Origin of the sequence: Pseudomonas sp. MWU13-3659 (assembly GCF_023757525.1) — a bacterium.
Classification (GTDB): domain Bacteria; phylum Pseudomonadota; class Gammaproteobacteria; order Pseudomonadales; family Pseudomonadaceae; genus Aquipseudomonas; species Aquipseudomonas entomophila_E.
This window is the reverse complement of record NZ_JAMSHW010000001.1, coordinates 498,937-520,716: the sequence shown is the minus strand read 5'-3', so window position 1 is coordinate 520,716 and position 21,780 is coordinate 498,937. Positions and strand designations below refer to the sequence as shown.

Genomic DNA, 21,780 nt, shown 5'->3' with positions numbered 1-21,780 from the left:
TTGGCCCTGTCTGGGAAGCCGTTTTTGCCCGGGTGGCGCTTTGTTCATGATTGCGTTCGGTGGTGGTTGCGCCTGGTGGTTGCGCTTTTATGTGCCCGTGAAGTGTGCGCGGGTGTTACCGGGGAGCACCTTTGGTGCGTTTGTAAGTGGGTATTTCAGTAATCCGGACTTGGCATGGGGTTTTGGTGGCCTTTCGGTCAAAGCTTGGCAGAATGCCCTGCAAGCCGCGCCGTTATTGGCGGCTGAATGATTTCAGACGAAAGTGGTTCTCACCTGGCCCGCTTATTGCCATCTGGAAACCACTGAATGCGGCAGCGCCCACTTACACCTCGGCGCGCCGGCAGTCATTCGTGTAGTCCACCTCCTTACAAAGGTAGTTTTATGAGCGGTAACAATTCCAATGACCTCGCTCAGGGGCTCAAGCAACGGCATGTGACCATGCTGTCCATCGCTGGCGTCATCGGCGCCGGCCTGTTCGTCGGCTCCGGCCACGCCATCGCTGCCGCCGGCCCTGCCGTGCTGCTGGCCTATGCCGCTGCGGGTACGTTGGTCGTGCTGGTGATGCGCATGCTCGGTGAAATGGCGGTCGCCTCGCCGGACACCGGTTCCTTCTCTACCTACGCCGACCGCGCCATCGGGCGTTGGGCTGGTTTCACCATTGGTTGGCTGTACTGGTGGTTCTGGGTCCTGGTGATCCCGCTGGAAGCCAACGCCGCCGCGGCCATTCTCCACGCCTGGTTCCCGGCCGTGGACCTGTGGGCCTTCTCCCTGATCATCACCCTGGCCCTGACGGTCACCAACCTGTTCAGCGTGAAGAACTACGGTGAGTTCGAGTTCTGGTTCGCCCTGCTCAAAGTGCTGGCGATCATCGGCTTCATCATCGTCGGTTGCGCCGCCATGTTCGGCATGGTGCCAAGCAGCCAGGTGAGCGGCATCAGCCACCTGTTCGACACCCAAGGCTTCATGCCCAACGGCCTGGGCGCCGTGCTGGCCGCCATGCTGACCACCATGTTCTCGTTCATGGGTACCGAGATCGTCACCATCGCCGCCGCCGAATCGAAAGACCCAGGCAAACAGATCAGCAAGGCCACCAACTCGGTGATCTGGCGTATCTGCCTGTTCTACCTGGTGTCGATCTTCCTGGTTGTGGCCATGGTGCCTTGGAACGATCCGACCCTGGCCGAGAAGGGTTCCTACCAGACCGTCCTCAGCCTGATCGGCGTACCGAACGCCAAGCTGATCGTCGACATCGTCGTGCTGATCGCCGTGACCAGCTGCCTGAACTCGGCGCTGTACACCTCCTCACGCATGCTGTTCTCCCTGAGCAAGCGTGGCGATGCTCCGGCAGTCGCCCAGCGCACCACCAAGGCGGGCACCCCGCACTGGGCCGTGCTGCTGTCCACTGCTGCGGCCTTCCTGTGCGTGTTCGCCAACTTCGTGGCCCCGGCCGCGGTGTTCGAGTTCCTGCTGGCCAGCTCCGGCGCCATTGCCCTGCTGGTGTACCTGGTGATCGCCGTGTCGCAACTGCGCATGCGTGCCCAGCGTGAAGCCAAGGGCGAGAAGATCTCGTTCAAGATGTGGATGTTCCCGGGCCTGACCTGGGCGACCATCGCCTTCATCATCGCCATCCTGGTGGTGATGGCGCTGCGTGAAGACCACCGTGCCGAGATCATCGCGACTGCGATCCTGAGCATCGGTGTGGTTGCGACCGGTCTGCTGCTGCACCGCAAGCGTGGCGTTGCTGCGCGGGTTGCGCTGGATAGCTGATTCGCTGATGTGAAATGAAAAGGCCGCGTCCTGTGAAGGGCGCGGCCTTTTTGTTTTCTGGGCTGGCCCTGTTCGCCGGCAAGCCGGCTCCTACGAGGTATGCGTGTAGGAGCCGGCTTGCCGGCGAACAGGGTCCGGAAGGTCAGCCGAACTGCTTCTGCTGTTGCTGCTGCTTGGCCACCACCTCGGAAGCGGTGACATAGGCGTCCTGGAACTCGTCGCTCTCCAGCCAGGCCATGGTCGCGTCTTCGTCGATGCCGTCGAGCCAGGCGCGGTAGGCGGTGAAGACCATGACGATGTAGTCGGTGGAATGCTCTTCCTTGTGGCCCTTGAGCACCAGTGCCAGCAGCGGGTCGACCAGGAACACCGAGATCATCGGCACCAGGCCGCCTTCCTGGGCTTCCTTCATCTTCTCGAACAGGCTGGTGTAGCTGCCCGACTCCATGGCTTTGTTGAACACCTGCTCGACGCTGGCGCTGTCGCCGGCGCTGGCCTTGACCGCCTGGCCGCTGCGCACCATGCGGTTCTGCTTGGCCTTGGCGGCGGCGCGCTTGGCGCGTTTCTGTTGTTTGGTGTTGGTGGCCATGGGGGCAGGTCCTTGGGTGTCTGGTAAAGGCGCGTATTGAAGCGTAGTTGCCCGGGAAACCCAAGTAGGTATTCGAGGTCGCGGGGGCGCTTTGCGCCCCTTTCGCGGCACAAGGCCGCTCCTACAGGCGATCGCGTAACTCTGTAGGAGCGGCCTTGCGCCGCGAAAGGGCTGCGCAGCAGCCCCAGCGATTCAATTGATTGGCGCCGCTGGTTCGTCTTCCTCGAACCCCCGCGAGGCCCGGCCGACCAGCAGTGGGTCCGGCGCATGCGCTACGCGCAGGTCCTTGCCTGGATAATCCAGTGAATGCAGGAAATGGCGGATGCAGTTGATCCGCGCACGCTTCTTGTCGTCCGACTTGATCACCGTCCACGGCGCATCGGCGGTGTCGGTATGGAAGAACATCGCTTCCTTGGCGGCGGTGTAGTCCTCCCACTTGTCCAGCGACTTGATGTCGATGGGCGAGAGCTTCCAGTGCTTGAGCGGGTCGTCGCGACGGGAAATGAAGCGGCGCAACTGCTCCTCGCGGTTCACCGAGAACCAGAACTTGAACAGCAGGATCCCGCTGTTGCACAGCATGCGCTCAAGGTCGGGCGCCTGGCGCATGAACTCCAGGTATTGCAGCGGCGAGCAGAACTCCATGACCTTCTCGACGCCGGCGCGGTTGTACCAGGAGCGGTCGAAGAACACCATTTCACCGGCCGTGGGCAGGTGCTGGACATAGCGCTGGAAGTACCACTGGCCCTTCTCCTGCTCGGAGGGCTTCTCCAGGGCGACGATGCGCGCGCCGCGCGGGTTCAGGTGTTCCATGAAGCGCTTGATGGTGCCGCCCTTGCCAGCCGCGTCACGGCCCTCGAACAGCACCACGATGCGCTGGCCGGTTTCCTTCACCCAGTTCTGCACTTTCAACAGCTCGATCTGCAGGTCGTGCTTGGCCCTCTCGTAGTCCTGGCGACGCATGCGCGTGCGGTACGGGTAGCTGGCCGGCAGGCGCGCCGAGGTGCTGTCCTCGTTACTGCCTTTGCGGGCGTTGGCCACTTCCAGGGCTGCTGGCTGTTGGCTGACCTGGGTGATGGTTTCCGGCTTGGCGACGCTGATGGCAGGCTTGCGCTCGCGCGGCCGGCGAGTGCGGGTTGGTGGCTTGCTGCTGGCGGTGTCGGCGGGCGACGGTAGGAGGAGAGTGGCGGCTTCTTCGCTCATGGAAGTCCTTGCGGGGTCGGTCGAAAGTCCACCTTCCATCCTAGGGGGCAATGGCAGGTGGCTTTTTGATGTCGATCAACGCCGCCAGCAGGAGGTGGGGGGTGTGGCTATAAATGGTAAATATTTGAACGGGGCGTTCCGTCGTGCGAGCTGTGAAGGGGGATGGGGTGGCGGCTATGATCGCCGGATGTTGAATCCAGACGAAATTCGCCCCCTCCTCAAGCAATGGGTCATCAAGGTGATGCCTCATGAATCCGGTGATGTGTTCATCGAAGAGCTTTGCTTTATCGACAAAGCCAGGCGTGCAGACCTCGTGCACGCGAACGGGAAGCTCAGTGCTTTTGAAATAAAATCGCAAGCGGATACGCTGATTCGGTGGGTTGGCCAGCAAGAGGCCTACCTGGCGTGTTTTGACGAAGTGTGGCTTTGCTGCCATTCCCGCCATTTGGTAAAGGCCCTGGAAGTGTCGGCGACCAATGTCGGAATTCTGGTGTTCGACGACTTCGCCGGAATGGTTATGGTAAGAAAAGCCAGGTCAAATAAAAAACAGGAAAAGTTCCACCTCACCGGGTTTCTCTGGCGAGAGGAGTTGGACAGGCTGGCCCGTGCGCATGGTGTTGCTGTGCGCAGCAAGGACCTTATAAAGACAGTGCGCCGACTGGTCAGTGACGCACTGCCGCTTGAGGTCATTCGTACGTTTGTTCTGGCAGTGCTGAAGCAACGCTACGCCTAGATGAGGTCGTCCAGGTCGTCAATTGTTGATGGGGCAAGCGTTGCCCCCTCCTGAGCAGGGCCGCGGAGGGGCGCAAGTGTTACTCGCCGATTGTCTGTGGTTCAGGCCGGCTCTTTTCCAGTGTGCGAGCGATGGCGCAGGCGACCGCCTTCGCAGCGTCGAGGGTGTATTTGGCTAGCCAAGCGTCACGCGCTGTGAACTCTCGTTCATTCATTGCAGTGGCATAGATTGGCTCATCTAGAGCATCAAGCAGTTCACAAAGTGATCGTGCTGCGTCTGAGGCAGGGGTGCCAGGTGTCACTGTGAATAGGTGGCGATCATGTGAGACGTCGCCAGTAGGGCAGAAGCGGTGACCTTCAGCAATTGTCAGATTGCTTTCGGAGTTGCCGGGTGGAGATGGGTGAGAAGCGATAAGCATGGGTAAGCTCCTTGTACTAAGTAGCCGTCACCCGCTGCCGCCAAGCAGTTAGGGTGGCGGATTGCACAGGATTGGCGGACCGGCGTACAAGGAAACCGGCGCACCCGAAGGTGCTCCTGCGCAACCCGCCATAGCACAGGAATGCCGGACACAAAAAAGCGCCGACAAACTCTATGGGGGCGCTATTGCGCCTTGTACTGTTCAGGCCGCCAAGCCTGGTCGCTGGTTTAAGCGACGGTGTAGACGATACCGGCCAAGCTTTGGTTAGGCAAGGCTGGTTTTAGAGCTGAATCTTGCTGTGACGATTTTCGCTCACTGTTGAAGGACAAATTTCGCTTCGAGTCTATGTAGCAGCTCAAAAGTATTCATGTAGGGAACGCTAAAGCTCTCGCATATATTTGGGATTATGAATTTTCTCTTCACATCCAAATTCAGTACTTCATGAGTGACTACGGTGGCCCCCGTGGACATCGCTTTTGCTATTAGCCATGGGGCTGCCCCGGATAGAAATTCTTCCAAGGCACCAGTTTTCATATTAGGAGCTTGCGCTGATATGTGAGCGGCGATTTGTGCGTAGGCGCTCTGGGTTTGCTGGTCACTCACGCTGTGGAAGAAAGTGCGGTTGCTAGTCGTCCACTCGGCAAGGTCATCATTCCCTTTGGAGAGCTCCTCCATGACAGAGGTTATGCTGCCGAGCTCTAGGATCTGATTTTTGTTGAGCAACCACTGCCAAAATGCTGGGCAGATTTCCATGCCGTAATAGCGGTTTTTCGCTTCAATCAAGGTGTTTGCGTCTAGTAGATGCTTCATTCCGTGAGCTGGCCGGCTAGTTTTCGTAGATTGGCCGGCTGTACGCCTAGGATGGTTCCGGCGTCACGCAAAAGTAGTCGGCCACTTAGGGTTTCACTCAAAACAGCTTTGCTCAGTCGAACACTGTTCTTTGCAATCAGGGTGCGATAATAATTCCCGCCACTACCTTCTTTGTTTTGGTAGGCCTTGAGGATAGCCAAGTAGTAGGCACTATACTGCTCTTTGGGGATCAGTCCGAGACCCAAGGCGCGCCTGCCCACTGCTAATTTGCTGATATGAAATCTTGCTGCCAAAGGCGGCAAATTCTCTTCCCAGTGAATTTTTGGGTTCCACAGCCCGCGGAAAAGCCCTTCGGGTGCAAGGAACTCCCCAGCGACTGCGTTGCAGAACTGTTCTTCATCACGGCCGCTAGCGCTGCCATTCGAAACGCCGCTTGTGCCAATCCAGATATGAGCTAACTCATGAATCAAAGTAAATAGACGGGCAGCGGGTGCGTCGGAGCTATTTATAAAAATCAGTGGTGCAAACGTGTTGCTGATGGCAAATCCGCGAAATTCGCTGACTTCTAGCTTTCGGTGTGTATTTCCGGCAGCAATACCGCTCCTCATTACAAGAATTCCAACGTCCTCTGCTGCTTGAATGAGTGCGCGAACATACTTGTCATAATCCAGGCGGGAGGTCGTAGGGTTTACACCGAGCGTTCTACGCATATCTTCGACTACAACGCTCACTGGAGAACGAAAGGTGAACCGGCCAACGAAGTCTAGGTGTGTACGCTCGTGTTCTTGAAGATACTCTAGGTACCAGTCCTGCTTTCTTATTGCATCCTTTACGGTATCCAGCAAGTTCAGGCTCGGGCGCTCGGGTACAAGACCTCCAACGGTCCTCAGGTCAGGGAGAGGCAAGTTCTCGATCGGTGGCTGGGGAAGAAACAAAAAGCCAAATGGAATATGGGCAGCGTTAGCCCACTTCTGAGCTTGCAGAAAGGTAGGCTTGGCCTTGCCCGCTTCCCAGCTTTCGAGGCGTTCAGTTTTCACCGGGAGCTTCTTTGCAAGCTGTTCCGTAGACAAGCCAGCGCGCTGTCTGGACCAGGTGAGAATCGTGGGATTGACGAAGGCTGCTTGAGTCATGGCAATGTTGTTATGCAGATGTTTCCATTTTGGTGTCTGATCGCACCGTTACTTGGCCTGGCAAGGCGAGCATATCGTGTTTGGCAACGCATTGGCCTTGCTCCTTGGCGGCAGAGATCGCCCTGTGGGCACGCGACCTTACGGCATTTGCGACATGCGGGCTTCGTCAACACGATAGGCGGTTATGTTCAACCTTGCGTAGTCGGTGAACGACCTCAGATGCGCAATGGGGTCTAACTCTAGTAGCGCTACAGTTCTTTATGGAGGGCTTGGCTTCTTGAAATGGTGTCGGGATGTCTCAGTGTTCGGGCTGCCTCCATGCATGCGGCGCATTCGTTTGAAGGGCTGTGCAAGGCGTTCTCCGCTGAGGCTAACCCTAGCCTGACGACCATTATGAAGGTGATGGCGGCGCTTGGCCTTAGGCTGCATGCCGAGGTGGTATCTCCACGAACCGTGGGTAGGGCTTGAGGTTCGAGATGGCAGCTAAAGATGCTTGCAATCTAGAAGGCAAAAAATCACAGACAACAAAAAACCCGCACTAGGCGGGTTTCTTGTTGTCGCTTCGGGTAACTTTGCAACCACCAGAAGCTGAAGGTGGTGCCCAGAGACGGAGTCGAACCGCCGACACGAGGATTTTCAATCCTCTGCTCTACCGACTGAGCTATCTGGGCGACGAGGTGCATTAAATAGATTTCCGAACCGATCGTCAACGACTTTTTCGAAAAAATTTAAATTAATTCCGTCGCTTACGGTTTCCGGGGTCAATTCGAGGGCGGAACGTAGCCTTCGGCCTGGGCGTAGTCCTCACCAGCGAAGAACTTGTCCATCTCGGCCTGGATGAATTTGCGGTCGTCGGCATTCATCATGTTCAGGCGCTTCTCGTTGATCAGCATGGTCTGGTGGTCCTGCCACTCCTTCCAGGCTTTCTGCGAGATGTTTTCGAAGATGTCCTGGCCCTTGGCGCCGGGGTAGGGCGGACGGTCCAGGCCGGGGAGTTCTTCGTTGTACTTGCGGCACTTCACGGTGCGGGTCATGGCTTTTCTCCTGCAATCAGTTCGTCGGCCGCGCGTTGCAGCAGCTTCTTGACCGGGGCGGCGAGGCCCAGGCGCGGCGGGGTGGCGAGGTTATACCAGAGCCAGTCGGGCTCGGCCACGTGCGGCCCGACGGGGTCGACACGCACCAGCCAGGGCTCGATGGCCAGCTGGAAATGGCTGAAGGTGTGGGTCAGGCCTTCGAGTGCCTGGCTGCCGGCCAGGCGCAGGCCGTGCTGGTAGGCGAGGTCATCGAGCTGCTCGAGGTTGTCCAGCTCCGGCAGGCTCCACAAGCCTCCCCACAGGCCGGTGGACGGCCGGCGATAGAGAAGGATGGCGCCATCGGGGTTGGTCAGCAGCGGCATCAGTGTTTTGCGCTGGGGCAGGGCCTTGCGCGGCTTGGGCTCGGGGTAGCGGGTCTCTTCGCCGTGCAGGTGCGCTTCGCAGCCGCGCTGCAATGGGCAGATCAGGCAGCTGGGCTTGCTGCGGGTGCACAGCGTGGCGCCCATGTCCATCATCGCCTGGGTGAAGTGGTTGACCCGGGTTATCGGGGTCACGCGCTCGGCGGTGGCCCAGAGCTGATTGGCCACCTTGGGCTCACCGGGGTAGCCGGCCTGTGCGGTAAAGCGGGCCAGCACGCGCTTGACGTTGCCGTCGAGGATCGGCGCGCGGATGCCCATGCTGATGCTGGCGATGGCGCCTGCGGTGGAGCGGCCGATGCCGGGCAGCTCGGTGAGCTGCTCGACGCTGCGCGGGAACTCGCCGCCATGTTGCGCGACGACGATCTTCGCGGCCTTTTGCAGGTTGCGGGCGCGGGTGTAGTAGCCCAGGCCCGTCCACAGGTGCAGCACTTCGTCCTCCGGTGCCTCGGCCAGGGCCTGCACGGTGGGCAGGGCCTGCATGAAGCGGTCGAAGTAGTTGAGCACGGTGCTGACTTGCGTCTGCTGCAGCATGATTTCGGAAACCCACACCCGGTATGGGTTGATGCCCTGTTGCCAGGGCAGGTCGTGGCGGCCATGCTGGTCGTACCACTCCAGCACGGCGCTGGAGAACTGCTGGGGTGTCATCGCTTGAACAGCCCCTTGAGCGCATCTTTGAGTTCCGGGCTCACTTTGTCTCCGAGTTTTTCTTCGAGCTTTTCATCGATCTTGTCCTTCAGGCGGTTGCCGGCCAGCTTCGCCGCGACCTTGCCCAGGCCGTCCTGGTCCAGGCGGCAGGCCTTGGCGCCCAGTTCCAGCGGGCCACGGCAGCGCAGCGGCACTTCGATACCGGCAAAGCGCTCGTTGACCTGGCAGGCCGGGTCAGGCATGGCGCGCTGGTCGCCTTCGACGACGATGCCGACGTTGTAGTCCATGCCCAGCACGCGCAGGTCGAGGTCGCCATTGCCGTTGACGGTCAGGCCCGGGATGCGCGCCTTGAGGTCCGGGTTGCTGGCCACGCCGTTGCGGATCACCAGGCTGCCGCGCAGCTCCTGGAACGGCGTGTCCTTGCCCCGTGGCTCACCACTGAGCTGCTTGCGGTTGAGGGTGGCGATGGCCTGGCACAGTTGCTGTTCCAGGTTGGCGTTGACCAGCACGCCGTCGTTGATGGTGAAGCTGGCGTTGCCGTTGAGGGTGTCGACCAGCGCTTTCTGGCTGTTGCCGGTGGCGGTCAGGTCGCTGCTCAGGGTCAGCAGGCCTTTGACGGGGGGCGCCTGGTCGGGGCCTTCGCGCTTGATGAAGTGCTCCACCGGTACGCGGTTGATCTTGGTGTTCACGCCGATCTGCGGCACGGCGGGGCGCACGTCGACCGTGCCCTTGGCTTCGAAGCTGCCGTCGTAAAGGCCGCCGCGCAAGGTCTGCAGGGTCACCAGGCCGCCCTGGCCGGTGGCCGTGAGCTGGGCGTCGCTGATGGGCAGCTTGTCCAGCACCAGGGCGCCGAAGGACAGGTCGGCCTGCAGGTCGAGGGCGCGCAGGCGGTCTACCGGCAGCAGCTTGTCGTTGCTCCAGGCCTGTTGCGTCGGGGCGTTGGGCAGCGGGGTGGTGCCGGCACCGGCGACGGCGCTGGCTTCCTGCTGCTTCACTTCGGCCTGGCGCGCCGCAGTGGCGCCCTTGGCCTCGTCGCTCTTGGCCGGGAGGTAGCGGTCGGCGTCGAACTTGTCGCCCTTGAGGCGAATGCGCAAGGCTTGTTTGGCGAAGTCTTCCACGGCCACGCGGCCGGTGAAGGTGCTGTCGTCCAGTTTCACCGCCAGGTCTTCCAGCGCCAGGCTGTCGCGAGTGCCGTCGAGACGGGTCACCAGCTCCAGTTTCTTGAAGGCGGCCGGGTCGGCGGTGGCCGGCAGCGGGTGGCCGATACCGTCGAGGAAGGTGCGCAGGTCGAACTGGGCGATGGACAGCCCGCCGCTGACCTGCGGCGCCTTGTCCAGGTCGCGCACGTTCAGTTCGCCGAGGGCGCGCAGTTGGTTGGCCGAGACTTTCAGGCCGCTCCACGAGGCGACGTTGGCGGCCAGGTCGACCAGCACCTGGCCCTGGGCGACGAAGGTCAGGGTCTTGCCGGCCAGCGGCTCGCCCGAGGTTTCGCCAGACAGGCGCATGTCTTCGAGGTTGTAGCGCTTGAGCTTGCGGTCGAAGCGCAGTTCGCCGGTCAGCTCGGTGCGTGCCTTCATGTTGGGCTGGCTGGCGCTGAGGAACGCACTGGCCTTGAGCGGAATGTTGATGCCTTCGTGGACGGCGCCGGTGCTCAGCTGGATGCTTTCGGCACCGTAGCTCTGGCCGGCCTTCTCGTCGGTGTACAGCACCCGGGCGTTGTTGACGGTCAGGCTGTCGATGTCGAGCTTGACCATGCGCTCGCTGGCTTCGGGCTTGGCAGGTGGGTTGGTGGGCGCCTCGCCCGGGGTGGCGGCAGGTGCATTGGCGGCCGTCGCGTCGGGCAGTGGCTTGCCGATGTCTTCCCAGTTGCCGTGGCCATTGGCGTCACGGGTCAGGGTCAGGTTCAACCCCTCTACACGCACGTCGCTCATCTGCACTTCGCGGCGCAACAAAGGCAGCACGCGCACCGACAGGCCGAGCATCTGCAGGTCGGCGAACGGCACCTTTGGGTTGTTCAGCGTGGCGATGCTTGCCTCGTGCAGTTCAAGGCCCAGCCAGGGGAACAGGCTCCAGCCGATGTCGCCATTGAGCGTGAGCTCCACATGGGCCTTGTCGCGGGCCAGCTGGCGGATCTCGTCTTTGTAGTCGTTGGGATCGAAGAGGTGGGTCAGGGCGAAGCCCAGCGCCACGATGATCAGCAACAACCCGAGCAGCCCCAGCCCCAGGATTTTGCCGAACGCTTTCATGGGCGAGTCCTTGTAGTCCGAAAGTGAAATTCAGCGGCGAGTATAGCGCCGTGGCGCCAGGCTCTGCGCATTCGACGTTTCGACCGCGCGCAGGGTGGCCTGTTCGCCGGCAAGCCGGCTCCTACCGAATCCCGTAGGAGCCGGCTTGCCGGCGAACCAGGCGACACGGTCGGAGAAATACCGTTTCAGCTGACGAAAAAAACACGATATCAGATTGCTTTCATGCCATCGGCTGCTGGTAATCTTGCGCCGCCCGTGGAGCCCCCGCGACCCATTGTCGCGGGGTGCCGAGCGAAGCGGCCGGGCTGCCTTGCGTGCAGCCGTACAGAGCCCTCCGCGTGCACCGCCCACCTACAAAAAAGGAACAACCCATGAACAGCAGTATCACGGCGGGAGTGGCGGCGAGCGCGCCGGGCTTCCTGTCGAAGGAGCGCATCATCGCCCGCCCGGGCTTCAACCGCTGGCTGGTGCCGCCGGCGGCCCTGGCCATCCACCTGTGCATCGGCATGGCCTATGGTTTCTCGGTGTTCTGGCTGCCGCTGTCCCAGGCCCTGGGTGTCAGTGCACCGGTGGCCTGTGCTGCGGACATGGGCTTTGTCGCCCGCCTGTTCAGCGCCGAGTGCGACTGGCCGATCTCCATGCTCAGCTGGATCTACACCCTGTTCTTCGTGTTCCTCGGCTGCTCGGCCGCAGTACTCGGTGGCTGGTTGGAACACGCCGGCCCGCGCAAGGCCGGCCTGGTATCGGCGCTGTGCTGGTGCGGCGGCCTGCTGATCTCGGCGATCGGCGTGAAGACCCACCAGCTGTGGCTGATGTGGCTGGGTTCGGGGGTGATCGGGGGGATTGGCCTGGGGCTGGGTTACATCTCGCCGGTATCGACGCTGATCAAGTGGTTCCCGGACAAGCGCGGCATGGCCACCGGCATGGCGATCATGGGCTTTGGCGGGGGGGCCATGGTGGGCGCGCCGCTGGCCACCGCGCTGATGGGGCATTTCTCCAGCGCGACCGAAGTGGGCGTGTGGCAGAGCTTCGTGGCCATGGCTGCGATCTACTTCGTGTTCATGACCGTGGGCGCCCTGGCCTACCGCGTGCCGCCGACCGGTTGGAAGCCTGAAGGCTGGACCGCGCCGGCGAAGAAAGCCAATGCCATGGTCACCGACCGTCACGTGCATGTCAGCGTGGCCTGGAAGACGCCGCAGTTCGCGCTGGTGTGGCTGGTGCTGTGCCTGAACGTCTCGGCGGGTATCGGTATCCTCGGCATGGCGTCGCCGCTGTTGCAGGAGGTGTTTGCCGGCAAGCTGCTGGGCAACGAACTGACCTTCAGCCAGCTGAACGCTGCGCAGTTGGCGCAGATCGCCGCCATCGCCGCAGGCTTCACCGGCCTGCTCAGCCTGTTCAACATTGGCGGGCGTTTCTTCTGGGCTTCGTTCTCCGACTACATCGGCCGCAAGAACACCTACTTCGCCTTCTTCGCCCTGGGCGTGGGGCTGTACAGCCTGGTGCCGAACATGGGGCATATCGGTAACGTGGCGCTGTTCGTGGCCGCGTTCTGCATCATCCTGTCGATGTACGGCGGCGGCTTCGCCACGGTGCCGGCGTACCTGGCCGACCTGTTCGGCACGCAGATGGTCGGCGCCATTCACGGTCGCCTGCTGACTGCCTGGGCGGCGGCCGGCGTGCTGGGACCGGTATTGATCACCTACCTGCGCGAGGCGCAACTGGCGGCGGGCGTCGAGCGGGCGGCGGCCTACGACATGACCCTGTACATCCTGGCCGGCCTGCTGGTGCTGGGCTTCATCTGCAACATGCTGGTGCGGCCGGTGGCGGACAAGTACTTCATGACCGACGCCGAATTGGCCGCCGAGCGGGCCTTGAGCCACGACAAGGGCGCGGATTCCGCGCGTGCGCTGGAGTGGCATGCGGCGCCGGGCAGCCTGCCGCTGGTGCTGCTGGCCTGGGCCGTGGTGGTGATTCCGCTGGCCTGGGGGGTGTGGATTACCTTGCAGAAGACGGCCGTGTTGTTTCATTGATTAAGGTTTGACGCTGTTCGCCGGCAAGCCGGCTCCTACAGGGTATTGGCATGCACCTGTAGGAGCCGGCTTGCCGGCGAAAAGGGCTGGTTGTATAGACCTGTAGGCCTGTCCAACCCCCGTAAATGCTTGCCCCGCCATATGTCATCCGCGTTTCAAGCCGGCGCATTCTGGGCCTATAATGGAACCCTTTTCGCCCAATGATTTTGCGGAGCTGGTGATGGTCGAACGTAAGGCTTCCGTCGAGCGCAATACCCTGGAAACCCAGGTCAAGTGCTCGATCAACCTCGATGGCAGCGGCAAGGCCCGATTCGATATCGGCGTGCCATTCCTTGAACACATGCTCGACCAGATCGCCCGGCATGGGCTGATCGATCTGGACATCGAGTGCAAGGGCGACCTGCATATCGATGACCATCACACCGTCGAGGACGTCGGTATCACCCTCGGCCAGGCCTTCGCCCAGGCCATCGGCGACAAGAAAGGCATCTACCGCTACGGCCACGCCTACGTGCCGCTGGACGAAGCCCTGTCGCGGGTGGTCATCGACTTTTCCGGCCGCCCGGGCCTGCAGATGCACGTGCCCTACACTCGCGCATCGGTGGGTGGCTTCGATGTCGACCTGTTCCAGGAGTTCTTCCAGGGCTTCGTCAACCACGCCCTGGTAACCCTGCACATCGACAACCTGCGTGGCCACAACACCCACCACCAGATCGAGACCGTGTTCAAGGCCTTTGGTCGCGCGCTGCGCATGGCCATCGAGCAGGACGAGCGCATGGCCGGGCAGATGCCTTCCACCAAAGGGTGCCTGTAAATGCAGACGGTAGCTGTAATCGACTATGGCATGGGCAACCTGCACTCGGTGGCCAAGGCCCTGGAGCACGTGGGGGCCGGCAAGGTGCTGGTCACCAGCGACGCCGCGGTGATTCGTGAAGCCGACCGCGTGGTGTTCCCGGGCGTCGGCGCGATCCGCGACTGCATGGCCGAGATCCGCCGCCTGGGCTTCGACAGCCTGGTGCGCGAGGTCAGCCAGGACCGCCCGTTCCTCGGCATCTGCGTGGGTATGCAGGCGCTGCTCGACCATAGCGAAGAGAACGATGGCGTCGACTGCATCGGTCTGTTCCCTGGTCAGGTGCGCTTCTTCGGTAAAGACCTGAAGGAAGACGGCGAGCACCTGAAAGTGCCGCACATGGGCTGGAACGAGGTCAGCCAGACCATCGACCACCCGCTGTGGCACGACATCCCTGATCGCGCACGCTTCTACTTCGTGCACAGCTACTACATCAATGCCGGCAAGCCAGGCCAGGTGGTCGGTCGCGGCCACTATGGCGTCGACTTCGCCGCCGCGCTGGCCGACGGTTCGCGCTTCGCCGTGCAGTTCCACCCGGAGAAGAGCCACACCCACGGCCTGCAACTGCTGCAGAACTTCGTCGCCTGGGATGGGCGCTGGTAAATGAGCCGATCGAAGACCAAGGCCCCGATTATCACGCTGGCCCCCGAGCAGGAGCGCGAGGCGCTCGACAAGCTCAAGCGCTTCCTCGAAGACCGTTTCGAGCTGGAGCTGGGGTCGTTCGAGGTGGCCGAGGTCCTCGAGCTGTTTTCCAGGGAAGTGGCTCCGTATTACTACAACAGGGCGATTGCCGATGTTCAACTGCACCTTAAGGAGCGGTTCGAGAGCATCGAAAGCGACCTGTGGGCTTTAGAAAAGAGCTGAAAGCTTCAAGCTTCAAGCTTCAAGCTTCAAGCCAAAGCTGGATCGCCAATCCGACACATAATGCGCATTGCTTGCAGCTTGTCGCTTGCAGCTTGCCGCTTGAAAGGAAAGAGCATGCTGATTATCCCCGCTATCGATCTCAAGGACGGTGCCTGCGTACGTCTGCGCCAAGGCCGCATGGAAGACTCCACCGTATTCTCCGACGACCCGGTGAGCATGGCCGCCAAATGGGTCGAGGGTGGCTGCCGCCGCCTGCACCTGGTCGACCTGAACGGCGCCTTCGAAGGCCAGCCGGTCAACGGTGAAGTGGTTACTGCCATCGCCAAGCGCTACCCGAACCTGCCGATCCAGATCGGCGGCGGCATCCGCTCGCTGGAAACCATCGAGCACTACGTCAAGGCGGGCGTCAGCCACGTGATCATTGGCACCAAGGCGGTCAAGCAGCCGGAGTTCGTCGCCGAAGCGTGCAAGGCCTTCCCGGGCCGGGTCATCGTCGGCCTGGACGCGAAGGACGGCTTCGTCGCCACTGATGGCTGGGCCGAAGTCAGCGCGGTGCAGGTGATCGACCTGGCCAAGCGTTTCGAGGCCGATGGCGTCTCGGCGATCGTCTACACCGACATCGCCAAGGATGGCATGATGCAGGGCTGCAACGTGCCCTTCACCAAGGCGCTGGCCGAAGCCACCTCGATCCCGGTGATCGCCTCGGGCGGCATCCATAACCTGGGTGACATCAAGGCCCTGCTGGACGCGAAAGCCCCCGGCATCATCGGCGCCATCACCGGCCGCGCCATCTACGAAGGCACCCTCGACGTTGCCGAGGCCCAGGCCTTCTGCGACAACTATTGAGAGCAGCGGCAAGCTGCAAGCGGCAAGCCGCAAGAGAAGCGCCAGGCTGCGATCAGCCTTTCTCTTGCAGCTTGCAGCTTGGAGCTTGAAGCTGCCGCTCCAGGAGAAGTCATGGCTTTAGCTAAACGCATCATCCCTTGCCTGGACGTGGACAACGGCCGGGTGGTCAAGGGCGTCAAGTTCGAGAACATCCGCGATGCCGGCGACCCGGTGGAGATCGCCCGTCGTTACAACGAGCAGGGCGCCGACGAGATCACCTTCCTCGACATCACCGCCAGTGTCGATGGCCGTGACACCACCTTGCATACCGTCGAGCGCATGGCCAGCCAGGTGTTCATCCCGCTGACCGTGGGCGGTGGCGTGCGCACCGTGCAAGACATCCGCAACCTGCTCAATGCCGGTGCCGACAAGGTGTCGATCAACACCGCCGCAGTGTTCAACCCCGAGTTTGTCGGCGAGGCGGCGGACCGTTTCGGTTCGCAGTGCATCGTCGTCGCCATCGATGCCAAGAAAGTCTCCGGCCCAGGCGAAGCGCCGCGCTGGGAGATCTTCACCCACGGCGGGCGCAAACCCACCGGGCTGGATGCGGTGGAGTGGGCGAAGAAGATGGAAGGGTTGGGGGCTGGTGAAATCCTGCTGACCAGCATGGACCAGGATGGCATGAAGAACGGTTTCGACCTGGGGGTGACCCGGGCGATCAGCGATGCGCTGGGGATTCCGGTGATCGCCTCAGGTGGTGTGGGTAACCTGCAGCACTTGGCGGACGGGATCCTGGAAGGGCATGCCAGTGCGGTGCTGGCAGCCAGTATCTTCCACTTTGGCGAGTACACGGTGCCTGAGGCGAAGGCCTATATGGCTTCGCGTGGGATCGTCGTGCGCTGAGCCATTGCTGGGAGGGCTTTGCCCTCCTTTCGCGGCACAAGGCCGCTCCTACAGAGATACGCGTTGACCAACAGGTTACACGCTCCCCTGTAGGAGCGGCCTTGTGCCGCGAAAGGGCCGCAACGCGGCCCCGATGCCATCACCCGTGATTCTTGCCGAGCAACGCGTGATACAGCTCGGTATCCCCGAGAATCCCCACCACCTTGTCGTTATCCTGCAACACCAGCTTGTTGCCGGTCTGGTAACGAATCCGCAGCGCCTCGCGCATGCCGATATCGGCGTGCACCACGGTCGGCCTGCGCTCCAGAAGTTCCACGTCCTGCCCCGGTGCCCAGTTCTGCATGTCCAGCCCGTTCTGGCCCTGGCGTGCGCGCTTGATCGAATTGCCTTCGCCCAAGTCCAGCCATGAATCAATACCTGGGTCCAGGCACACCGAGCCATTGACCCGCCTGCAGTTGTCCAGGCTGCGCATCAGGCTGCGGCCGCACAGCACGTTCAGCGGGTTGGTGTGGGCGACGAAGGTGCGCACGTACTCGTCGGCCGGGTTGAGCACGATGTCCTCCGGCTTGCTGTACTGGATGATCCGCCCGTCCTTCATGATCGCGATGCGGCTGCCCAGCTTCAGGGCCTCGTCCAGGTCATGGCTGACGAACACGATGGTCTTGCTCAGCTTGCTCTGCAGGGCCAGCAGTTCGTCCTGCAGGCCCTGGCGAATCAACGGGTCGAGGGCCGAGAACGGCTCGTCCATCAGCAGGATGTCGGCGTCCATCGCCAGTGCTCGGGCCAGGCCCACGCGCTGTTGCATGCCACCGGAAAGCTCATCGGGCTTCTTGTTGCGCCATTGCGTCAGGCCGACCAGCTCGAGTTTCTCGTCGACCAGCTTGCGCCGTTCCTTCTCTGGGCGGCCCTGCATCTCCAGGCCGAAGCTGATGTTCTCGCGCACGGTCAGCCAGGGCATCAGGGCGAACTTCTGGAACACCATGGCGATGCGCTTGGTGCGCATCATCTTCAGTTCGGCCGGGGTGCAGTGGGCGATATCGATATGCTTGCCTTCGTGCTCGACGAACAGCTTGCCGCGGCTGACGGTGTTGAGGCCGTTGATGCAACGCAGCAGGCTGGACTTGCCGGAGCCGGACAGGCCCATCAGCACGCAGATCTCGCCCTTGTTGATGTCCAGGTTGGCTTTTTCGACGCCGACCACCAAACCGGTCTGCTTGAGGATCTGCTCGCGGGTCTTGCCCTGGTCGAGCAGCGACAGCGCCTCGCGCGGCTTGCTGGAGAAGATGACGTCGACGTCTTCGAAACGAATGATGCTCATGCCTCACCCCTTACCGGCAGTTCCGGTTGCTTGCAGATTCGGTCGAGCATGATCGCCAGCAGCACGATGGCCAGGCCCGCTTCGAAGCCCAGGGAGATATCGGCGGTGTTGAGTGCGTTGACCACGGGTTTGCCCAGGCCATCGGCGCCCACCAGGGCGGCGATCACCACCATCGACAGCGACAGCATGATGCACTGGGTGATGCCGGCGGCGATGCTCGGCATGGCGTGGGGCAGTTCGATGCGGGTCAGCAGTTGGCGGCGCGAGCAGCCGAAGGCCTTGCCGGCGTCGAGCAGCTCCTGCGGCACGTCGCAGATACCGAGATAGGTGAGGCGGATCGGTGCGGCGATGGCGAATACCACGGTAGAGATCAGCCCCGGCACCACGCCCAGGCCGAATAGCGTGAGCGTGGGGATCAGGTAGACGAAGGTGGGCACGGTCTGCATCAGGTCGAGCACCGGGCGCATGGCGGTGTAGAACATCGGCTTGTGCGCGGCCGCGATGCCGAGCGGCACGCCGATGACCACGCAGACCACCGTGGCGAAGGTTACCTGCGCCAGGGTTTCCATGGTTTCCTGCCAGTAGCCCAGGTTGAGGATGAGCAGGAACGACAGGGCGACGAAGACGGTAAGGGCCCACTTGCGCTGGATCAGGTGCGCCAGGGCGGCGAACAGGGCGATGAGCACGAACGGGTTGAACCAGGTCAGGGCGCTGGTGACGCCATGGATCATGAACTCCAGGCCCTGGGCGATAGCGTCGAAGTAGCTGGCGCCGTTCTGGGTCAACCATTCGACGAATGAGGCGATGTACTGCCCCAAGGGTATTTTCTGATCGATAAGCATGATAGCGAGCTTCCACCTGCAAAGATTGAAATCATTCCGGGGCGGGCACGGTCCCGCCCCGCGGTGTTGCCATTGCGTCTTGCGTTATTGCGTCAGTTTGGCCTTGGCCGCCTCAAGGCCGGGTTTGCCATCCACGGTGGTCACGCCGGCCAGCCAGGTGTCGAGCACTTGCGGGTTGCTCTTCAGCCACGCCTTGGCGGCGGCATCGGCTTTCATCTTGTCGTCCAGGACCTTGCCCATCAGCTCGCTTTCCATGTCGAGGGTGAACGACAGATTCTTCAGCAGTTGCCCGACGTTGCTGCATTCCTGCGCATAGCCCTTGCGGGTGTTGGTGAGCACGGTGGCCTTGCCGAAATCGGGGCCGAAGAACTCGTCGCCGCCGGTGAGGTACTTCATGGCGAAGCGCTTGTTCATCGGGTGCGGTTCCCAGCCCAGGAACACCACCGCCTCGCCGCGTTTCTGCGAGCGGTCGACCTGCGACAGCATGCCCGCCTCGCTGGACTGCACCAGCTTGAAGCCGGCGCTCTTGAGGCCGAAGGCGTCCTTGTCGATCATGCTCTGGATGGTGCGGTTGCCGTCGTTGCCCGGTTCGATGCCGTAGATCTTGCCGCCCAACTCGTCCTTGAACTTGACGATGTCGGCGAAGTCCTTGAGGCCCTTGTCGTACAGGGCCTGGGGCACGGCCAGGGTGTACTTGGCGTTTTCCAGGTTGGCGCGCACGGTCTCGACGGTGCCGGCGTCGCGGTACTGCTTGATGTCGTTTTCCATGGTCGGCATCCAGTTGCCGAGGAACACGTCGAGGTCCTTGCCCCCGGCCAGCGACTTGTACGTTACCGGGACCGAGATCATGTTGGTGTGGGTCTTGTAGCCCAGGGCTTCGAGCACGACGCTGGTCATGGCGGTGGTCACGGTGATGTCGGTCCAGCCGACGTCCGAGAAACGTACCGTCTGACACTGTTCGGGCTCTGCGGCCTGGGCCAGCAGCGGGGCGGACAGCAACGCGACCAGCAACAGCGAGGGTTTACCTTTCATGGATGGACTCCTGTGATTTTATCTTCGGGTTCGCGTGGGTCGCCGGGCGTTCTCAGGGCTCCGGTCGACCAGGCCTGCAGAGGGCAGGATGCGAGGCCGTGCAATACGAGTCGCTTTCGATAATCCTCCAGCGTTCGGCAATCGCCTACTGGTGGCGTCGTATCCAGTACAGGACGGGTCGCATCCAGTACGGACGATGTCGCAACTGGGCTTTTCCACCCCCACGCCTCGGTTTTTACGGCGCCCGGGCGCTGGAAAACGGCGCACGCAGGGCCGGTTCAGCGGCGGCGCTGCTGGGCAAAAGTACGTCGGTTGCAGACGGCGAGGGGGTGGGCAAAAGCCCGATGATGCGAGCATTCCAAGGCGGCTCGAACTTCAGCCTAGCAGTTGCGCAAGGCAGTGTTCGGCGCCGTGAGACAAGCCCATCAAGAGGTGAATCGGCCATGGCCATCAGCGTGTTCGACCTGTTCAAGATCGGTGTCGGGCCCTCCAGCTCCCACACCGTCGGCCCCATGCGTGCTGGCGCGCTGTTCGTCCAGGGGCTGCGCGAACGCGGCGAGCTGGAGCGGGTGCGGCGCGTCGAGGTGCGGCTCTATGGCTCGCTGTCGGCCACCGGTGTCGGCCACGGCACCGACAACGCCACGATCATGGGGTTGATGGGGGAGTGGCCGGACGCGATCGACCCCGGCCAGATCACCCCACGCATCGCCGACCTGCGCGAAACCAACGTGCTGCAGCTTGATAGCCGGCTGCCCATCGAGTTCGTCTGGGCCCGCGACATGCTGCTGCTGGACGAGAACCTGCCGTACCACCCCAACGCCATGACCCTGATCGCCGAAGGCGAGGGTGGCGAGCTGCACCGCGACACCTTCTATTCGGTGGGCGGCGGCTTCGTGGTCGATGCCGCCCAGGCCGCCAGCGGCGTGCTGGATGCCGACCAGACGGTGTTGCCCTACGACTTCGACAGTGCCGCCGAGCTGCTGCGCCTGTGCAAGCAAAACGACCTGAGCGTGTCGCAATTGATGATGGCCAACGAAAAGGTCTGGCGCAGCGAGGCCGAGATCCGCGCCGGCCTGCTCAAGCTCTGGCAGGCCATGCAGGAGTGCGTGGACAACGGCCTCAAGCACGAAGGGATTCTGCCCGGCGGGCTCAATGTGCGCCGCCGCGCCGCCAAACTGCATCGCAGCCTGCAAGAGCTGGGCAAGCCCAATGTGATCGGCTCGACCATGAGCGCCATGGAATGGGTCAACCTGTACGCCCTGGCCGTGAACGAAGAGAACGCCGCTGGCGGGCGCATGGTCACCGCACCCACCAACGGCGCCGCCGGGATCATTCCGGCGGTGCTGCACTACTACATGCGTTTCTCCGATGTGGTGGACGAATCCAACGTGGTGGATTTCTTCCTGGGGGCGGCGGCGGTGGGCATCCTGTGCAAGAAGAACGCGTCGATCTCCGGCGCCGAGGTCGGTTGCCAGGGCGAAGTCGGTTCGGCCTGCGCCATGGCCGCGGCGGGCCTTGCCGAAGTGCTGGGTGCCACGCCGCCACAATTGGAGAACGCCGCCGAGATCGCCCTGGAGCACAACCTGGGGCTGACCTGCGACCCGGTCGGTGGCCTGGTCCAGGTGCCGTGCATCGAGCGCAACGCCATCGCCGCGGTGAAGGCGATCAATGCCGTGCAGATGGCCCTGCGCGGCGACGGCGAGCATTTCATCTCCCTCGACCAGGTGATTCGCACCATGCGCGACACCGGCGCCGACATGCACGACAAGTACAAGGAAACCTCGCGTGGAGGTCTGGCGGTCAGCGTCATCGAGTGCTGATGCGCCGTTTTTGCCCACGCCTGACCGTTGCGCCACATTCTGGCGCAACGGTTGTCATCTACCGGCCGTCGCCTGTCGTTACCAGCAGGGTCATTGTCGGTGACACTCAAGTCTGTCGCATCTGGGCATCCTTCCCACAAGTGCTACCGAACTGCTCAGGCGTGACACGCAAAGGCGCTGGCGCGCCGATTTGCGTTTAGGTCTACGCTGCTTCCTGACCCGGCTGGAAGGCGCATGCCAACGTCGCTTTTGGGTTTTATTGGATGAGCGTTCAATTTCCGGCATGCCATTTGCGTCGGGATTGGCAA

General features: G+C 62.1%; 20 protein-coding genes, 1 tRNA gene and 1 pseudogene. 10 read left to right on the top strand and 12 right to left on the bottom strand.

Annotated elements, in window-relative coordinates; all coding sequences use genetic code 11:
- Positions 1-381 precede the first annotated feature (381 nt).
- Positions 382-1,767 (top strand): GABA permease, encoded by a 1,386-nt coding sequence (gene gabP / locus NGM28_RS02295; protein ID WP_252088539.1) that lies wholly within the window; start codon positions 382-384, stop codon positions 1,765-1,767.
- A gap of 142 nt (positions 1,768-1,909) precedes the next feature.
- Here gabP and NGM28_RS02290 read toward each other — a convergent pair whose 3' ends face one another.
- Positions 1,910-2,353: a hypothetical protein gene (locus NGM28_RS02290; protein WP_240065261.1), complete on the bottom strand. Its 444-nt coding sequence runs from the start codon at positions 2,351-2,353 to the stop codon at positions 1,910-1,912.
- A gap of 192 nt (positions 2,354-2,545) precedes the next feature.
- Positions 2,546-3,553 (bottom strand): polyphosphate kinase 2, encoded by a 1,008-nt coding sequence (gene ppk2 / locus NGM28_RS02285; RefSeq protein WP_252088538.1) that lies wholly within the window; start codon positions 3,551-3,553, stop codon positions 2,546-2,548.
- On the opposite strand from ppk2, the gene NGM28_RS02280 reads away from it, so the two are divergent.
- Entirely contained in the window at positions 3,552-4,286 is a 735-nt protein-coding gene (locus tag NGM28_RS02280) for a sce7726 family protein (RefSeq protein ID WP_252088537.1), read from the top strand. The two genes, ppk2 and NGM28_RS02280, sit on opposite strands and share 2 nt — an antisense overlap.
- Positions 4,287-4,365: 79 nt before the next feature.
- On the opposite strand, the gene NGM28_RS02275 is transcribed toward NGM28_RS02280, so the two are convergent.
- The 3 genes from NGM28_RS02275 to NGM28_RS02265 all read right to left on the bottom strand — a co-directional run bounded on the left by NGM28_RS02275 (position 4,366) and on the right by NGM28_RS02265 (position 6,644).
- Positions 4,366-4,704, bottom strand: coding sequence for a DUF3077 domain-containing protein (locus NGM28_RS02275; protein WP_252088536.1), 339 nt, complete (start codon positions 4,702-4,704; stop codon positions 4,366-4,368).
- Positions 4,705-5,016: 312 nt separating this feature from the next.
- Complete coding sequence (locus NGM28_RS02270; protein ID WP_252088535.1) at positions 5,017-5,514, bottom strand: DUF4411 family protein; 498 nt, start codon at positions 5,512-5,514, stop codon at positions 5,017-5,019.
- Entirely contained in the window at positions 5,511-6,644 is a 1,134-nt protein-coding gene (locus NGM28_RS02265; RefSeq protein WP_252088534.1) for an ImmA/IrrE family metallo-endopeptidase, read from the bottom strand. The genes NGM28_RS02270 and NGM28_RS02265 overlap by 4 nt, the downstream gene beginning before the upstream one ends.
- Before the next feature lie 339 nt (positions 6,645-6,983).
- Here NGM28_RS02265 and NGM28_RS02260 point away from each other — a divergent pair.
- Positions 6,984-7,112: pseudogene (locus NGM28_RS02260) on the top strand (helix-turn-helix domain-containing transcriptional regulator); the annotation flags it as partial.
- 127 nt (positions 7,113-7,239) lie between these two features.
- On the opposite strand, the gene NGM28_RS02255 reads toward NGM28_RS02260, so the two are convergent.
- The 4 genes from NGM28_RS02255 to NGM28_RS02240 all read right to left on the bottom strand — a co-directional run bounded on the left by NGM28_RS02255 (position 7,240) and on the right by NGM28_RS02240 (position 10,988).
- A tRNA-Phe gene (locus NGM28_RS02255) sits at positions 7,240-7,315 on the bottom strand.
- A 90-nt stretch (positions 7,316-7,405) separates the two neighbouring features.
- Positions 7,406-7,678 (bottom strand): oxidative damage protection protein, encoded by a 273-nt coding sequence (locus NGM28_RS02250; protein WP_240065263.1) that lies wholly within the window; start codon positions 7,676-7,678, stop codon positions 7,406-7,408.
- Positions 7,675-8,742 (bottom strand): A/G-specific adenine glycosylase, encoded by a 1,068-nt coding sequence (gene mutY, locus NGM28_RS02245; RefSeq protein WP_252088533.1) that lies wholly within the window; start codon positions 8,740-8,742, stop codon positions 7,675-7,677. The genes NGM28_RS02250 and mutY overlap by 4 nt, the downstream gene beginning before the upstream one ends.
- Positions 8,739-10,988, bottom strand: a complete 2,250-nt coding sequence (locus tag NGM28_RS02240; RefSeq protein ID WP_252088532.1) for an AsmA family protein — start codon at positions 10,986-10,988, stop codon at positions 8,739-8,741. Before NGM28_RS02240 ends, mutY begins: the two co-directional genes overlap by 4 nt.
- A 371-nt stretch (positions 10,989-11,359) precedes the next feature.
- Between NGM28_RS02240 and NGM28_RS02235 the strand changes: the two genes are divergently transcribed.
- The 6 genes from NGM28_RS02235 to hisF all read left to right on the top strand — a co-directional run bounded on the left by NGM28_RS02235 (position 11,360) and on the right by hisF (position 16,460).
- Positions 11,360-13,018, top strand: coding sequence for an OFA family MFS transporter (locus tag NGM28_RS02235; protein ID WP_252088531.1), 1,659 nt, complete (start codon positions 11,360-11,362; stop codon positions 13,016-13,018).
- Between the two features lie 220 nt (positions 13,019-13,238).
- Positions 13,239-13,832 (top strand): imidazoleglycerol-phosphate dehydratase HisB, encoded by a 594-nt coding sequence (gene hisB / locus NGM28_RS02230; protein WP_011536181.1) that lies wholly within the window; start codon positions 13,239-13,241, stop codon positions 13,830-13,832.
- Positions 13,833-14,471, top strand: a complete 639-nt coding sequence (hisH, locus tag NGM28_RS02225) for an imidazole glycerol phosphate synthase subunit HisH (protein ID WP_028688463.1) — start codon at positions 13,833-13,835, stop codon at positions 14,469-14,471.
- Positions 14,472-14,732 carry a DUF2164 domain-containing protein gene (locus tag NGM28_RS02220; RefSeq protein WP_252088530.1) on the top strand — a complete coding sequence of 87 codons (261 nt, stop codon included), beginning with the start codon at positions 14,472-14,474 and terminating at the stop codon, positions 14,730-14,732. It begins immediately after the preceding gene.
- Positions 14,733-14,846: 114 nt separating this feature from the next.
- Positions 14,847-15,578, top strand: coding sequence for a 1-(5-phosphoribosyl)-5-[(5-phosphoribosylamino)methylideneamino]imidazole-4-carboxamide isomerase (gene hisA / locus NGM28_RS02215; RefSeq protein WP_252088529.1), 732 nt, complete (start codon positions 14,847-14,849; stop codon positions 15,576-15,578).
- Between the two features lie 111 nt (positions 15,579-15,689).
- Entirely contained in the window at positions 15,690-16,460 is a 771-nt protein-coding gene (gene hisF, locus NGM28_RS02210) for an imidazole glycerol phosphate synthase subunit HisF (protein WP_011536177.1), read from the top strand.
- Positions 16,461-16,599: 139 nt separating this feature from the next.
- Here hisF and choV read toward each other — a convergent pair whose 3' ends face one another.
- The 3 genes from choV to NGM28_RS02195 form a co-directional block, all read right to left on the bottom strand.
- A complete protein-coding gene (choV, locus tag NGM28_RS02205) occupies positions 16,600-17,778 on the bottom strand; it encodes a choline ABC transporter ATP-binding protein (RefSeq protein WP_213658725.1) in 1,179 nt (392 codons plus the stop codon).
- Positions 17,775-18,623, bottom strand: a complete 849-nt coding sequence (choW, locus tag NGM28_RS02200; RefSeq protein ID WP_193383931.1) for a choline ABC transporter permease subunit — start codon at positions 18,621-18,623, stop codon at positions 17,775-17,777. Before choW ends, choV begins: the two co-directional genes overlap by 4 nt.
- 81 nt (positions 18,624-18,704) lie before the next feature.
- Complete coding sequence (locus NGM28_RS02195) at positions 18,705-19,652, bottom strand: choline ABC transporter substrate-binding protein (RefSeq protein ID WP_240065269.1); 948 nt, start codon at positions 19,650-19,652, stop codon at positions 18,705-18,707.
- A gap of 443 nt (positions 19,653-20,095) precedes the next feature.
- On the opposite strand from NGM28_RS02195, the gene NGM28_RS02190 reads away from it, so the two are divergent.
- Entirely contained in the window at positions 20,096-21,472 is a 1,377-nt protein-coding gene (locus tag NGM28_RS02190; protein WP_240065270.1) for an L-serine ammonia-lyase, read from the top strand.
- Positions 21,473-21,780 lie beyond the last annotated feature (308 nt).

Excerpts from the sequence above, each read along its gene's own strand:
- NGM28_RS02235 (WP_252088531.1), top strand. The coding sequence starts at position 11,360 with ATGAACAGCAGTATCACGGCGGGAGTGGCGGCGAGCGCGCCGGGCTTC.
- NGM28_RS02250 (WP_240065263.1), bottom strand. The coding sequence starts at position 7,678 with ATGACCCGCACCGTGAAGTGCCGCAAGTACAACGAAGAACTCCCCGGC.
- NGM28_RS02190 (WP_240065270.1), top strand. The coding sequence starts at position 20,096 with ATGGCCATCAGCGTGTTCGACCTGTTCAAGATCGGTGTCGGGCCCTCC.
- NGM28_RS02195 (WP_240065269.1), bottom strand. The coding sequence starts at position 19,652 with ATGAAAGGTAAACCCTCGCTGTTGCTGGTCGCGTTGCTGTCCGCCCCG.
- hisA (WP_252088529.1), top strand. The coding sequence starts at position 14,847 with ATGCTGATTATCCCCGCTATCGATCTCAAGGACGGTGCCTGCGTACGT.
- hisB (WP_011536181.1), top strand. The coding sequence starts at position 13,239 with ATGGTCGAACGTAAGGCTTCCGTCGAGCGCAATACCCTGGAAACCCAG.
- choV (WP_213658725.1), bottom strand. The coding sequence starts at position 17,778 with ATGAGCATCATTCGTTTCGAAGACGTCGACGTCATCTTCTCCAGCAAG.
- gabP (WP_252088539.1), top strand. The coding sequence starts at position 382 with ATGAGCGGTAACAATTCCAATGACCTCGCTCAGGGGCTCAAGCAACGG.
- hisH (WP_028688463.1), top strand. The coding sequence starts at position 13,833 with ATGCAGACGGTAGCTGTAATCGACTATGGCATGGGCAACCTGCACTCG.
- NGM28_RS02275 (WP_252088536.1), bottom strand. The coding sequence starts at position 4,704 with ATGCTTATCGCTTCTCACCCATCTCCACCCGGCAACTCCGAAAGCAAT.
- NGM28_RS02270 (WP_252088535.1), bottom strand. The coding sequence starts at position 5,514 with ATGAAGCATCTACTAGACGCAAACACCTTGATTGAAGCGAAAAACCGC.
- NGM28_RS02280 (WP_252088537.1), top strand. The coding sequence starts at position 3,552 with ATGGAAGTCCTTGCGGGGTCGGTCGAAAGTCCACCTTCCATCCTAGGG.
- NGM28_RS02290 (WP_240065261.1), bottom strand. The coding sequence starts at position 2,353 with ATGGCCACCAACACCAAACAACAGAAACGCGCCAAGCGCGCCGCCGCC.
- ppk2 (WP_252088538.1), bottom strand. The coding sequence starts at position 3,553 with ATGAGCGAAGAAGCCGCCACTCTCCTCCTACCGTCGCCCGCCGACACC.
- NGM28_RS02240 (WP_252088532.1), bottom strand. The coding sequence starts at position 10,988 with ATGAAAGCGTTCGGCAAAATCCTGGGGCTGGGGCTGCTCGGGTTGTTG.
- NGM28_RS02220 (WP_252088530.1), top strand. The coding sequence starts at position 14,472 with ATGAGCCGATCGAAGACCAAGGCCCCGATTATCACGCTGGCCCCCGAG.
- hisF (WP_011536177.1), top strand. The coding sequence starts at position 15,690 with ATGGCTTTAGCTAAACGCATCATCCCTTGCCTGGACGTGGACAACGGC.
- mutY (WP_252088533.1), bottom strand. The coding sequence starts at position 8,742 with ATGACACCCCAGCAGTTCTCCAGCGCCGTGCTGGAGTGGTACGACCAG.
- NGM28_RS02265 (WP_252088534.1), bottom strand. The coding sequence starts at position 6,644 with ATGACTCAAGCAGCCTTCGTCAATCCCACGATTCTCACCTGGTCCAGA.